Origin of the sequence: Mesorhizobium sp. 8 (genome assembly GCF_006351905.1) — a bacterium.
GTDB lineage: Bacteria > Pseudomonadota > Alphaproteobacteria > Rhizobiales > Rhizobiaceae > Mesorhizobium > Mesorhizobium composti.
Genome location: NZ_CP040914.1, coordinates 3,490,238 through 3,503,001 on the forward strand (window position 1 = coordinate 3,490,238; position 12,764 = coordinate 3,503,001).

Annotated in this window: 10 protein-coding genes; 5 read left to right on the forward strand and 5 right to left on the reverse strand. The window is 67.2% G+C overall.

The features are described 5' to 3' along the window. The first annotated feature begins 34 nt into the window (after positions 1–34). Together FGU64_RS16930 and FGU64_RS16935 are read left to right on the forward strand one after the other, a co-directional pair. Positions 35–1,321, forward strand: coding sequence for an FAD-binding oxidoreductase (locus FGU64_RS16930; protein WP_139954232.1), 1,287 nt, complete (start codon positions 35–37; stop codon positions 1,319–1,321). A 176-nt stretch (positions 1,322–1,497) separates the two neighbouring features. Next, positions 1,498–2,370 carry an SH3 domain-containing protein gene (locus FGU64_RS16935; protein ID WP_180375558.1) on the forward strand — a complete coding sequence of 291 codons (873 nt, stop codon included), beginning with the start codon at positions 1,498–1,500 and terminating at the stop codon, positions 2,368–2,370. Positions 2,371–2,394: 24 nt separating this feature from the next. Here the strand turns inward: FGU64_RS16935 and FGU64_RS16940 are convergent, their stop codons facing one another. Then, on the reverse strand, positions 2,395–3,147 hold the full coding sequence (locus FGU64_RS16940; protein ID WP_139954234.1) for an SDR family oxidoreductase: 753 nt from the start codon (positions 3,145–3,147) through the stop codon (positions 2,395–2,397). Beyond that, positions 3,140–4,615 (reverse strand): aldehyde dehydrogenase family protein, encoded by a 1,476-nt coding sequence (locus FGU64_RS16945; RefSeq protein WP_139954235.1) that lies wholly within the window; start codon positions 4,613–4,615, stop codon positions 3,140–3,142. The genes FGU64_RS16940 and FGU64_RS16945 overlap by 8 nt, the downstream gene beginning before the upstream one ends. A gap of 194 nt (positions 4,616–4,809) precedes the next feature. Here FGU64_RS16945 and zwf point away from each other — a divergent pair, with 194 nt between their 5' ends. The 3 genes from zwf to edd all read left to right on the forward strand — a co-directional run bounded on the left by zwf (position 4,810) and on the right by edd (position 9,096). Beyond that, entirely contained in the window at positions 4,810–6,279 is a 1,470-nt protein-coding gene (zwf, locus tag FGU64_RS16950) for a glucose-6-phosphate dehydrogenase (protein ID WP_139954236.1), read from the forward strand. Next, positions 6,261–6,998 carry a 6-phosphogluconolactonase gene (pgl, locus tag FGU64_RS16955; protein WP_139954237.1) on the forward strand — a complete coding sequence of 246 codons (738 nt, stop codon included), beginning with the start codon at positions 6,261–6,263 and terminating at the stop codon, positions 6,996–6,998. The genes zwf and pgl overlap by 19 nt, the downstream gene beginning before the upstream one ends. Before the next feature lie 277 nt (positions 6,999–7,275). Then, positions 7,276–9,096: a phosphogluconate dehydratase gene (edd, locus tag FGU64_RS16960; protein WP_139954238.1), complete on the forward strand. Its 1,821-nt coding sequence runs from the start codon at positions 7,276–7,278 to the stop codon at positions 9,094–9,096. Position 9,097: 1 nt separating this feature from the next. Here the strand turns inward: edd and FGU64_RS16965 are convergent, their stop codons facing one another. From FGU64_RS16965 to FGU64_RS16975, 3 genes are all read right to left on the reverse strand, one after another. Beyond that, entirely contained in the window at positions 9,098–10,747 is a 1,650-nt protein-coding gene (locus FGU64_RS16965; protein ID WP_139954239.1) for a VWA domain-containing protein, read from the reverse strand. A 108-nt stretch (positions 10,748–10,855) separates the two neighbouring features. After that, positions 10,856–11,638, reverse strand: a complete 783-nt coding sequence (locus FGU64_RS16970; protein WP_139954240.1) for a hypothetical protein — start codon at positions 11,636–11,638, stop codon at positions 10,856–10,858. A 115-nt stretch (positions 11,639–11,753) separates the two neighbouring features. After that, a complete protein-coding gene (locus FGU64_RS16975; protein WP_180375726.1) occupies positions 11,754–12,704 on the reverse strand; it encodes a GlxA family transcriptional regulator in 951 nt (316 codons plus the stop codon). Positions 12,705–12,764: the final 60 nt, after the last annotated feature.

A 12,764-nucleotide genomic window follows, 5' to 3' on the forward strand; every position in this document is an offset into this window, starting at 1 on the left:
CCCATTCCCTTATTCCCCTACTCCCATCTTCATCATGCCTTACCAATCCCCCATCTCCCCCGGCCGTTCCTGGTACGAAGACACCGCAGGTGCGCGGCCGGACTACCCGGCGCTCGACGGCGACCGGGTTTGCGACGTCGTCATCGTCGGCGGCGGCTTCACCGGCCTGTCGGCGGCGACGCATCTGGCCAAGGCCGGCACCAATGTCGTGCTGGTCGAGTCGCACCGCTTCGGCGACGGCGCCTCCGGGCGCAACGGCGGCCAACTCGGCACTGGCCAGCGCGCCTGGGCCGAGGAACTGGAGGCCGAATACGGCTTTTCCCGCGCCAGGGCGCTGTTCGACCTGGCCGAGGAGGCCAAGGCGCACCTGCTGGAATTCGCGCAGGCCAATGCCATCGACATCGACTATCGGCCGGGCCAGATGTCGGTGGCGCACAAGCCGCGTTATGTCGATGCCTACCGTAAACATGCCGACCTGATGACGAGCCGCTTCGGCTATCCGCACATCGCCTTCATGGACCGACAGGAGACGGCCGAGCGGCTCGGCTCGCAGGCCTTCTTCGGCGGCGTGCGCGACACCGGCACCGGCCATATCCATCCCTTGAAGCTGGTCGTCGGCACGGCGCGGGTGGCCGCCGGCGCCGGCGCGCATCTGTTCGAGAACACGCCGGTCACCGGCATTTCTTCGTCGGGCGGCAAGGTGCGGGTGACGACGCCGCGCGGCACCGTAACGGCGGACAAGTGCCTGGTCGCCGTCAACGCCTATGGCGGCACGCTGGAGCCGGTGAGCGCCGCGCATGTCATGCCGATCGGCTCCTTCATCGGCGCCACCGTGCCGCTGGGCGCCGACAGCCCGGTGCTGCCGGGCTGGGAAGCGGTGGACGATTCCCGCTTCGTGGTACGCTATTTCCGCAAGGCGCCGGACGGGCGGCTCCTGTTCGGCGGCCGCGAAATCTACGCCGTCAACGATCCGAAGGACATCCACATCCACATCCGCCGCCAGATCGCCGAGATCTACCCGCAGCTGAAGGATGTCGAGATCACCCATGGCTGGGGCGGTTATGTCGGCATCACCCTGCCGCGTAAGCCCTTCGTGCGCGAGGTGATGCCGAACGTCATTTCCGCCGGCGGCTATTCCGGCCACGGCGTCATGCTGTCCAACTTCGTCGGCAAGCTCTATGCCGAGACCGTCTCGGGCAACCGCGACCGGCTGAAGCTGATCGAGGACCTGAAGATCCCGCCGTTCCCCGGCGGCCGGCGCCTGCGCGCGCCGCTGCTGTTTCTGGCGCTCAACTGGTATGCGCTGCGCGATCGCCTGTGAACAGGGCGCACCGCGAAGAACGCCGGCGTAGTAATGCCACAATTAATGCGTTAACTTATTCAACCGGCTAGACCTTCCGATAGAGGAGGTGCCGTCGCGAAACAGTCGGGACCGATGCGAGCCGCAGCGTTATTTGCTCCGGAAGAGAACGTCGGCCCTCCATGGAGGTTGCTGGAGTGAAGGGGCTTTTCGGTTTCGGCTCTCCGAAGCAGCGGCGCTTTGCCATGCAGTTCGGCTATGCCGCCCGGCCGTCCTTCTGGCAGGAACTCAAGGCCAATTCCCATCTCGTCATTGCCGCGGTCGGCACTATGGCTCTGCTCGGCGTCGCCGGCACAGCTCTGTGGCTTGCCATGCCCTCCGGCGACAGGCCGGCCTTCGCCGAACCCAAACCGCAGGCGGAGGCCGCCGCCGAAGCGCCGGCCGCCGAACAGGCTGAAACCGTCGCCGCAAATTCAAAAGCCGTGGTGACCGACGGCGCCTCGGTGGTGTCGAGCCAGGTGGCGCCGAAGGCCGATGCGGTGAGGCCTTCGGAGGCGGCCGAGGCCGATATCGCCGCTTTGCCGCGCAACGATCCGCGCTGGACGGGCGAGGGCAAGCCGCCTCCCGCCATCGACGCCAAGGCGGTCGCGGTGCAGACGAACGACGGCGCCAAGACGGCTTTCGCCGAGGAGGACGGCGCCGCGAAGGGCGCGGTTGCCGGTGACAAGACCGCGGCCGATGCCGCGAATGAGCAGGCTGCCGCCGCACCGTCGACCGACGATGACGAGACGGCGGCCGACTCTCATTCCGATCCCGATCCGAAGGCGGCGACGGCGGCGATCCCCGCCGCCCGGCCGGAGCCGCCGGCCGAGGAGGCGGGCGCGGCCGCGAACGGCCATATCCTGCGCGCCGTCACCATGCGCTCCGGCCCGAAGAAGGGGGCTGCGGCCATCGGCACGATCCCGGCGAAAACGGCGGTCCAGGTGATCTCGTGCAAGTCCTGGTGCGAGGTCGTCTACAAGGGCCGGCACGGCTTCATCTACAAGAGCTTCGTCCGCCGCGACGGCTGAGCGCCGCCCGCAAATCTCGGCTGCTCAGATGCAGCGGCCGCCATCCACCTCCAGCGCCACGCCGGTGATGAAGGCTGCCTCGTCGGAGGCCAGCCACAGGGCGGCGTTGGCGATGTCGAGTGGCGTCGAAAGCCGTCCGAGCGGGATCGAGGCGCGGAACTTGGCGCGCAGTTCGGGCGTGTCCTCGCCCATGAACTGCGTCAGCATGCCGGTGTCGCCGGCGACGGGACACAGGCAGTTGACGCGGATGTTCTTCGGCGCCAGTTCCACCGCCATCGATTTGGTGGCGGTGATCGCCCAGCCCTTGGAGGCGTTGTACCAGGTCAGCCCCGGCCGCGGCCTCAGGCCCGCCGTGGAAGCGGTGGTCAGGATGACGCCGCCGCCCTGGCTTTCCATGATCGGCACGACGGTCAGCGCGGCGTGGTAGATCGCCTTCATGTTGACGGCGGTGATCAGGTCGAAGGTCGCCTCGTCGACGCCCAGCATGTCGCCGTTGCGGTGGGTGAAGCCGGCATTGTTGACCATGACGTCGATGCGGCCGAAGGCATCCAGCGCCGCCTTCGCCATTTCCTCGAATTCCGAAGCCTGCGACACGTCGGTCTGCGTCCAGATGGCGGCTTTGCCGATGTCGCCGGCGACGCGCTCGGCGCCCTTGGCGTTGATGTCGGAGACGACCACACGGGCGCCCTCCTCGGCGAAGCGCCTCGCCATGCCCTCGCCGAAACCGGAAGCGGCACCAGTGATGACGGCGACCTTGCCCTTCAAACGCTCACCCATGGTTGAACACCACCGTCTTGGTTGCCGACATGTCGTAGAGGGCCTCGAAGCCTTTCTCGCGGCCATGGCCGGAGCGCTTGAAGCCGCCGAAGGGAAGCTCGATGCCGCCGCCGGCGCCGTAGCCGTTGACGAACACCTGGCCGGAACGCACGCGCTTGGCGAGCCGATGCTGGCGCGCGCCGTCCTTCGTCCAGATGCCTGCGACCAACCCGTATTCGGTGCCGTTGGCGAGCCGCACGGCTTCCTCCTCGCCGTCGAAGGAAAACAGGGTCAGCACCGGGCCGAACACTTCTTCCTGCGCGATGGTCGAGGAAGGCTCGACGGCGCCGAACAGGGCCGGCGCGAAGTAGTAGCCGCCCTCCGGCGCGCCCTTGGCGACCGAGCCGCGCGCCAGCACCTTGGTGCCGGCCTGTTCGGCATCGGCGACCATCGCCGACACGCGCTGCTGCTGGCGCCGGTTGATGAGCGCGCCGAGGTCGAGGTCGGCGTCGTGCGGGCCGGCGACCAGTTTGGAAAAGCGTTCGGCGAGGGCGGTCGCGACCTTCTCGTAGATCGGCTTTTCGATCAGCACCCGGCTGCCGGCCGAGCAGGTCTGGCCGCCGTTCTGGATGATGGCGTTGACCAGCACCGGCAGCGCCTTGTCGAGGTCGGCGTCGGCGAAGACGATCTGCGGCGACTTGCCGCCGAGTTCCATGGTGACGCCGCGGTTGTTGGCGGCGGCCGCCTGCTGGATCGCCGTGCCGGTGGCCGGCGAGCCGGTGAAGGTGACATAGTCGACCATCGGATGGGCGGAAAGGGCCGCACCCGCGTCGCGGCCGTAGCCGGTGACGACGTTGAAGACGCCCTCGGGAAAACCCGCTTCCAGCGCGAGTTCCGCGATGCGGATTGTGGTCAGCGAGGCGTCCTCGGCCGGCTTGACCACCAGCGTGTTGCCCATGGCGAGCGCCGCACCGGCGACGCGGGCGAGGATCTGCAGCGGATAGTTCCAGGGAATGATGCCGGCCACCACGCCATGCGGCTCGCGCAAGGTCAGCGCCGTGTAGCCGTCGAGGAAGGGAATGGTGTCGCCGTGGATCTTGTCGGCCGCGCCGCCGTAGAACTCGTAGTAGCGCATCGTCGCGGTGACGTCGGCCTTGCCCTGTCTGGCCGGCTTGCCGGTGTCGCGCGATTCCAGCGCCGCCAGTTCCTCGCCGTGCTTCTCGACCAGAAGGCCGAGGCGGGTAAGCAGCCGGCCGCGTTCCACCGCCGGCATCTTCGACCACGGCCCGTCGTCGAAAGCGGTGCGGGCGGCGCGCACGGCCAGATCGATATCCTCCTTGCCCGCCGCCGGGATCGAGGCGAAATTTTCGCCGTCGGACGGGCAGGCGACGTCGAGGCGCTCGCCCGACAGCGCGTCCGCCTGCCTGCCGCCGATGACCTGCCGCCAGGCGCGCCCTCCGCCGGCTCTGCTGGAAAGAGGCTTGTCCATGGCGTTCTCCTTTTCTGCCGTGGCCGCGCTATATCATAGTGCGGCGCCAAGCGGCATCGGGTTGTTGCCGGTCATGAGGTCGGCACATTGGGCCAGTAGAAAAGGCGCTGCTGTGACACCTTGCCACTGGTAAATTTAAATCGATTAGATTATATCGACCCCGTCGCATCGACCGGCCTTTGAGCGAACAGAGCATGACCAGCCAGATCATTCCCGTCGACCCCTTCGACTTCATCGTTTTCGGCGGCACCGGCGACCTCGCCGAACGCAAGCTCCTGCCGGCGCTCTACTATCGCCAGCGCGACCACCAGTTCAGCGAGCCGACGCGCATCATCGGCACCTCGCGCGCGAAATTGTCCGACGCCGACTTCCAGGCCTTCGCCCGCAAGGCGATCACCGATCACGTCAAGGCCGACGATATCGACGAGAAGGAACTGGAAAAGTTCCTCGCCCGCTTTTCCTACGTGCCGGCCGACGCCACCACCGGCGTCGGCTTTGACGAACTGAAAAAGGCGGTCGGCGACAGCGACCGCATCCGCGCCTTCTACATGGCGGTGTCGCCGTCGCTGTTCGGCGATATCTCGCACCAGTTGCGCGAGCACAGGCTGATCACGCCCAACTCGCGCATCGTGGTGGAAAAGCCGATCGGCCGCGACCTCGCCTCGGCCCGCGCGCTGAACGACCTCGTCGGCGACGATTTCGGTGAGCAGCAGATCTTCCGCATCGACCATTATCTCGGCAAGGAGACGGTGCAGAACCTGATGGCGCTGCGCTTCGCCAACATGCTCTACGAGCCGCTGTGGAACTCCGCCCATATCGACCATGTGCAGATCACGGTCGCCGAGACGGTCGGGCTGGAGGATCGCGTCACCTATTACGACAAGGCCGGCGCCCTGCGCGACATGGTGCAGAACCATATCCTGCAACTGCTCTGCCTCGTCGCCATGGAGGCGCCGTCCTCGATGGATGCGGACGCCGTGCGCGACGAGAAGCTGAAGGTGCTGCGCGCGCTGAAGCGCATCAACGGCAACGAGGCGCCGAAGCTGACGGTGCGCGGCCAGTACCGCGCCGGCGCATCGGCCGGCGGCCCGGTCGAGGGCTATGTCGAGGAACTGGGGCACGGTTCCGACACAGAGACCTTCGTCGCCATTAAGGCAGAGATCGCCAACTGGCGTTGGGCCGGCGTGCCGTTCTACCTGCGCACCGGCAAGCGGCTGGCGACGCGCGTCTCCGAGATCGTCATCGAGTTCAAGCAGATCCCGCATTCGATCTTCGGCGAGAGCGCTGGCAACATCAGCCCCAATCAGCTTGTCATCCGCCTGCAACCCAACGAAGGCGTCAAGCAGTACCTGATGGTCAAGGATCCCGGCCCCGGCGGCATGCGGCTGCGGCAGATTCCGCTCGACATGAGCTTCGCCCAGTCCTTCCACAGCCGCGCCCCGGATGCTTATGAGCGGCTGGTCATGGACGTGGTGCGCGGCAACCAGACCCTGTTCATGCGCCGCGACGAGGTCGAGGCGGCCTGGAGCTGGGTCGATCCGATCTTGAAAGCCTGGGAGCAGAACGGGCAGGACGCGCAGGGCTACACCGCCGGCACCTGGGGGCCGTCCTCCTCCATCGCGCTGATCGAGCGCGACGGCCGCACATGGCACGAGAGCAATTGAGCGCGATGACGGAAAGCTTCCACTGGAACGAGTTCGCAGATCGCGAGGCGCTGGCGGAGGCCTTGGCAGGCCGCATCGTCGGACTGCTTTCAGCTGCCGTCGAGCGCCGCGGCACGGCCCTGCTCGCCGTTTCCGGCGGCACCACGCCCGCGCGCCTGTTCGAGGTGCTTTCCAATCAGCCGATCGCCTGGGGCAGGGTCACCGTGACGCTGGTGGATGAGCGTTTCGTGCCGCCGTCCTCGCCACGCTCGAACGCAGCGCTTGTGACGGGCAAGCTGTTGCAGGGCAGGGCCGCCGCGGCGCGCTTCGTCCCGCTGTTCCGGCAGGGCGAGACCCTCGACGAGGCCGCGGCCGACGGCGACCGCGAGATCGCAACCCTGCCGCAGCCCTTCGACGTCGTCATCCTCGGCATGGGCGGCGACGGCCACACCGCCTCGTTCTTCCCCGATGCGCGCGAACTGCCGGCGCTGCTCGACCCGCAAAACAGCCTCGCGCTGATGCCGGTCCATGCCGACAGCGCCGGCGAGCCTCGCCTGACGCTGACCCTGCCGCGCATCGTCGCCGCCGGCTTCCTGGCGCTTCACATCGAGGGCGACGAAAAGCGCGCGACTTTCGACAAGGCGATGAGCAACGGGGCGGCGGGCAAAGGGCCGCAATTGCCGATCCGCGTCGTTCTCGACGCCTCGCCTCGGCCCGTCGAGGTGTTCTGGGCGCCGTGATATGGGGCGCGTGGGATACTCGCTTCAGCGCCGTCCCTTGGGGGCAGGATTGCCGCATAGGGCATATCGCCCCCTCTCCGTCGCGCTTCGCGCGCCACCTCTCCCCCGTTCCGGGTGGAGAGGATGGGAGCCAAGCTGGACGATTATCCTCTCCCTCACGAAGTGGGGGAGAGGTGGATCGGCGAAGCCGAGACGGAGAGGGGGAGTACGCCATACGCGATAGCCCTGTCCTAAAGGGACAGTCTTTTACAGAACTCTTATTCGTGACAGACGAACCATGACCGCCAGAGCCGACATTGAAGCCATCACGAACCGCATCCGCGAGCGCTCGCGCGAAAGCCGCGAGGCCTACCTAGGCCGCATCGCCGCAGCTGCCGGCAAGACCGCCAACCGCGCCGTGCTCTCCTGCGGCAACCTCGCCCACGGCTTCGCCGTATGCAGTCCGCCCGAAAAGGTCGCGCTCGGCGCCGACCGGGTGCCGAACCTCGGCATCGTCACTTCCTACAACGACATGCTGTCGGCGCATCAGCCGTTCGAGACCTTCCCGCAACTCATCAAGCAGGCGGCGAAAGAGGCCGGCGGCATCGCCCAGGTGGCGGGCGGCGTGCCGGCCATGTGCGATGGCGTCACGCAAGGCCAACCGGGCATGGAATTGTCGCTGTTCTCGCGCGACGTCATCGCCATGGCCGCCGCCATCGGCCTCTCCCACAACATGTTCGACGCCGCCGTCTATCTCGGCGTTTGCGACAAGATCGTGCCGGGCCTGCTGATCGCCGCGCTCACCTTCGGACATCTCCCGGCGGTCTTTATCCCGGCCGGGCCGATGCCGAGCGGCATCCCCAACGACGAGAAAGCGAAGATCCGCCAGCTCTACGCCGAGGGCAAGGTCGGCCGCGCCGAACTTCTGGAAGCGGAATCGAAATCCTATCACGGGCCGGGCACCTGCACCTTCTACGGCACGGCCAACTCCAACCAGATGCTGATGGAGATCATGGGCCTGCACACGCCCGGCGCCTCCTTCGTCAATCCGAACACGCCGCTGCGCGATGCACTGACGCGTGAGGCGGCGAAGCGCGCGCTGGAAATCACGGCGCTCGGCAACGCCTATACGCCGGTCGGTGCGATGATCGACGAGCGCTCCATCGTCAACGGCGTCGTCGGCCTGCACGCCACCGGCGGCTCGACCAACCACACCATCCACCTGATTGCCATGGCCGCCGCCGCCGGCATCAGGCTGACATGGCAGGATATCTCCGATCTGTCGGACGCCGTGCCGCTGCTCGCCCGCGTCTATCCGAACGGGCTGGCCGACGTGAACCATTTCCATGCAGCCGGCGGCATGGGTTTCCTGATCCGCGAACTGCTCGACGCCGGCCTGCTGCACGAGGACGTGCGCACGGTATGGGGCGAGGGGCTGCGGCCCTATGCGGTCGAGGCGAAGCTTGGCGCCGACGGGCAGGTCGTGCGCGAGGCGGCCCCGCGCGAAAGCGGTGACGCCAGGGTTTTGGCGCCGGCAGCCACGCCGTTCCAATCCACCGGCGGCTTGAAGGTGCTCAACGGCAATCTCGGCCACGCCGTCATCAAGACGTCCGCCGTGAAGCCGGAGCGGCGCATCGTCGAGGCGCCGGCAAAGGTGTTTGCCAGCCAGCAGGCGCTGAACGACGCTTTCAAGGCCGGCGAACTAACGGGCGATTTCGTCGCCGTGGTGCGCTTCCAGGGGCCGAAGGCCAACGGCATGCCGGAACTGCACAAGCTCACCACCGTGCTCGGCATCCTGCAGGATCGCGGCCAGCACGTCGCGTTGGTGACGGACGGGCGCATGTCCGGCGCGTCCGGCAAGGTGCCGGCGGCCATCCATGTCACGCCCGAGGCGCTGGAAGGCGGCGCCATCGGCCGCATCCATGAAGGCGACGTCATTCGCCTCGATGCCGAGGCGGGCAGCCTGGAAGTGCTTGTGACCGCCGACGAGTTGGCGCGGCGCACGCCTGCGCCTGCCGACCTTTCCGAGGGCGAGCACGGTTTTGGCCGCGAGCTGTTCGCCGGACTGCGGCACATGGCCGGCCGCGCCGACCACGGCGCCAGCGTCTTCGCCGGCTGACCTACTTTACCGTCAGTTCCGTCCGTTCGCCGGCCTTCACCGTGAACGGCGTCTCGCTGTCGGGCTTGTCGGTGGTGAAATTGGTGACGACGACATAGTCGCCGGCGGCGAGCGTCGTCTGGAATTTCTCGCCGTAGCCGTAAGTGACCTTCCTGCGCTCGCCCTGGATGTCCTTCTTCGCCTCGAAGACGTTGAAGGCGTCCGCGCCCGGTGCCTCGATGGCGACGACGCCGGCATTCAGCGCGACGTTGACCTCGTTCAATTCGCCGACCTTGACGCTGAACGGTTGTTCGGCGCTGACGGCCTGCATGTCGACGGCCATGACGTAGTCGCCCGCCGGCAGGTCGAACTTCGCATCGGCGCCGAACCCATAGGTCACCTGGTCGCGCGTGCCGTCGATCTTCTTCGTCGCCTTGAGGACCTTCCAGGAAAGGTCGCCGGAATCCACCTTCTCGCCGCCGGCAGTATAGGAGGCGTTCGCCTGCACCTTGCCGACGCCGACGATGATGTCCTTGTCGACGATCTGCCCTGCCGTGAGCTGCAGCGTCTCGCTGGCCTCGCCCGCCCCCAGCTGGACGGTGATTTTCGTCTCACCCGCCGGCACGACGAACTTCGTCTTGCCGAAATTGGCCGAGGAGGTGCCGCCCGGATAGTCGATGACGATCTGGGCGTTGCCGTCGGGCTCGGCATCCAGTGCCGGCCTGGGGCGCAGATAGAGCGCGGCGGCGTTGAGGTTGAGCACCGGCTCGGCCGTCTTGTCGGCGGTCAGCGTAATCTTCTGTTCGGCTCTCGCTCCGCCGCTGGTGGCACGCAGGATATAGGCGCCGGCGGCGGCGTGCATCCTGGCCGGATAGTAGCCGGAATCGACATATTTCCCGTCCGTGCCCTGGGCGTCGTCCTTGAACAGCTCGAAGAAGACGTCGATCCTGGCCGGTGGCTCGCCGCCGTCCTTCAGCACGGCCTTGGGAACGAGGTTGTATTCGACTTCCGCCGCCTTCGGCTCGGGTTCGGGGGCTGGCGCCGGCTCGGGAGCCGCGACCGTCTCGGCCAGCGCGTTCTTGAGCGCGGCCTCGTCGGAGGCCTGGATGTACTTGCCGCCGGTGTTGTCGGCGAGGCAGGCCACCTGCTTGCCTTCCTCCGCCGTCAAGCCGAAGCCGACGACGTCGGCAGTGAAGTCGACGCCGGCCGCTTCCAGCTCCTTGCCGAGCGCGCAGGGATCGCCCTGGCAGGTTTCCAGCCCGTCGGTTATGAGCACGACGGTCGCCTTGTCCTCGGTGTATTTCAGCGCTTCGGCGGCCTCCTTGACGGCCGCCGTCAGCGGCGTCTTGCCGAGGAACTTCAGGTTGTCGGCGGCCGTGGCGATGGCGTCGGCGGTGCCGGCGGCCGGCGGCACGATCAGTTCGATGTCGGAGCAGCTTCCCTTCTCGCGATGGCCATAGGCCATGAAGCCGATCTCCCGGTCGGTGGGGATCGACTGCAGCGCGGCGCGCAGCGATTCGCGGGCGATTTCCAGCTTCGGCTTGCCGTCGATCTGCGCCCACATGGAACCCGAGGCATCCAGCACGACGATGACGCGGTCGGCGGCGAAGCCGAGCGCCGTCGTCGAGAGAAGCAGGATGGTCGCAGCAATGCACCGCGCGAAAACCGTCATGAAAATCTCCCGGAAGCCCCTCGGTCGCGGGAAGCTACGTGAGGCACTGGAAACTGGCAAGCGCGAGGCGCGGCTGCCTCGCGCGGATCCGTTTCGTCGCCGGCGGGGTTACAGGCCGCGGGCGCTGCGCACCCACTGCTCGATCTCCGTCAGGTTTGCCGGCACGGGCAGGCCGCACTGGTTCAATTCGCTGGCGAGCTCGAGCGTGATGCCTTCCTTGCCCTTGGCGAAGGCGTCGGCGATGGGGCCGCTGGAGATCTGCGTCTTGGCGTTCTTGAGATCGGAGACGCCTTCGCACAGATGCACGACCTTGCCGCCGTCGCTCCACCATACGAGGTCCTGCCCGACCAGGTGCGTCACGACCTGGGATTCCACAGCCGCCTGTTCCTGCGACAGCGGCTTGAAGTCGACGCCGAGTATCGTCGCCGCCAGCGCGACGATGATGCCGGCGGCCCCGGCAATGTTCTTCTGCTTGGCGTCCATGTCCTTGTTCATGAAGATCAGGACGATCAGCGGCAGGAACGCCAGCAGCGAGATGAAGGCGCCGAGCTGGTTCTGGATGAAGAACTTCACCGGCTGCGAGCGCGTCGCCGGATCGAGGTGATTGGCCTTCTTCCAGAGCATCGAGCCGATGATGGCGAGCACGCCGATGACGGCGATGAAGCCGAGCAGCGTATACCAGCGCCACTGCGGGAAGCCGTGAGCGGCGGCCAGCTCGTCGAACGATGGCCTGAGCAGCCAGAAGATCGCCACCAGTTCGAGGATGATCGCCGCCGCCCAGAGGACGAGCGCGATGATGCGCGACCGCGTCGCCTGGGCCTTCGCCTCGGGCGCCGGCGTGAACATGCGGCCCCCGTCGCGGGTGGCGGTTTGCTTCGAAGCTTCCGTCATGAGCCTGAATTCCCCTGTGCAATGCATCCTGGCGGTGAAAAGCCCGCCTTCAACCGCCTTATCCAACGAATCGGCGGGAATGGCAAAGGTCGGAACGCCTCTGGTCGTCCGGCGCTCAATACGTCGTGCGGCGTTCCTCGCTCGGCGGCCGGCCGAATTGCAGCCGGTAGCTCTGGGCAAAGTAGGAATGCGAGGTGAAGCCGGTGGCGATCGCCACGTCGAGGATCGGCATGTTGGTCTGGCGCAGGAGCTCGCGTGCCCGCTCCAGCCTGAGCCGCATGTAGTAGCGGCCGGGCGTGACGCCGAGGTGACGCAGGAACAGCCGCTCGACCTGCCGGACCGACAGGCCGGCGGCTTTGGCCAGCTGCACGGCAGAGCGCGGTTCGTCGAGATGGTCCGCCATCAGTTCGACGATCCGGCGCAGCTTCTCCGACTTGCCGGTCAGGTCCCGCTCCGGCCCGACGCGCTGGCGGTCGCCGGCGGAGCGGATGCGCTCGTGCTGGAACTGGTTGGCGACGCCGTTGGCGAGATTGGTGCCGAAGTCGGAGCGCACGATCTCCAGCATCAGGTCGATCGAGGTGGTGCCGCCGGCGCAGGTGTAGCGCTTGCGGTCGATCTCGAAGACGTTGCCGGTGCAGTCGATCTCGGGAAATCGCTCCATGAAGCCGGCTCGGTTTTCCCAGTGGATGGTGCAGCGGTAGCCGTCGAGCTGTCCCGCTTCGGCCAGAAGGTGCGAGCCGACCGAGAGCGCGCCGAGCGCGCCGCCGCGCCGGCCCCAGGCGCGCAGCGCCGCCAGCACCTTGGACTTGCCGGGAAAGTCGAGGTTGAGCGCCACGCAGGCGAACAGGATATCGGCCGGCGGCAGGTCGGCTATCGCATAGTCGACCTTCAGCGGCAGGCCGTTGGAAGCCGCCACCGCCTCGCCGTCCGGCGACACCGTCGTCCAGCTGTAGAAGTCCTGGCCGAGCAGGCGGTTTGCCGAGCGGCACACGTCGATCGCCGCCGTCAGCGAGAACATCGGGAACTTGTCCACCAGAAGGAAGGCGAAGCGCTTTCCCCCCTGCATCGGATCGGCCACGAGGGGCCTTTCTACGGGAAGGGGTGGCGTCGGCACGGCATCGCTTTC

Excerpts from the sequence above, each read along its gene's own strand:
- edd (WP_139954238.1), top strand. The coding sequence starts at position 7,276 with ATGACCGCCAGAGCCGACATTGAAGCCATCACGAACCGCATCCGCGAG.
- FGU64_RS16930 (WP_139954232.1), top strand. The coding sequence starts at position 35 with ATGCCTTACCAATCCCCCATCTCCCCCGGCCGTTCCTGGTACGAAGAC.
- FGU64_RS16940 (WP_139954234.1), bottom strand. The coding sequence starts at position 3,147 with ATGGGTGAGCGTTTGAAGGGCAAGGTCGCCGTCATCACTGGTGCCGCT.
- FGU64_RS16945 (WP_139954235.1), bottom strand. The coding sequence starts at position 4,615 with ATGGACAAGCCTCTTTCCAGCAGAGCCGGCGGAGGGCGCGCCTGGCGG.
- FGU64_RS16970 (WP_139954240.1), bottom strand. The coding sequence starts at position 11,638 with ATGACGGAAGCTTCGAAGCAAACCGCCACCCGCGACGGGGGCCGCATG.
- pgl (WP_139954237.1), top strand. The coding sequence starts at position 6,261 with ATGGCACGAGAGCAATTGAGCGCGATGACGGAAAGCTTCCACTGGAAC.
- FGU64_RS16965 (WP_139954239.1), bottom strand. The coding sequence starts at position 10,747 with ATGACGGTTTTCGCGCGGTGCATTGCTGCGACCATCCTGCTTCTCTCG.
- zwf (WP_139954236.1), top strand. The coding sequence starts at position 4,810 with ATGACCAGCCAGATCATTCCCGTCGACCCCTTCGACTTCATCGTTTTC.
- FGU64_RS16975 (WP_180375726.1), bottom strand. The coding sequence starts at position 12,704 with ATGCAGGGGGGAAAGCGCTTCGCCTTCCTTCTGGTGGACAAGTTCCCG.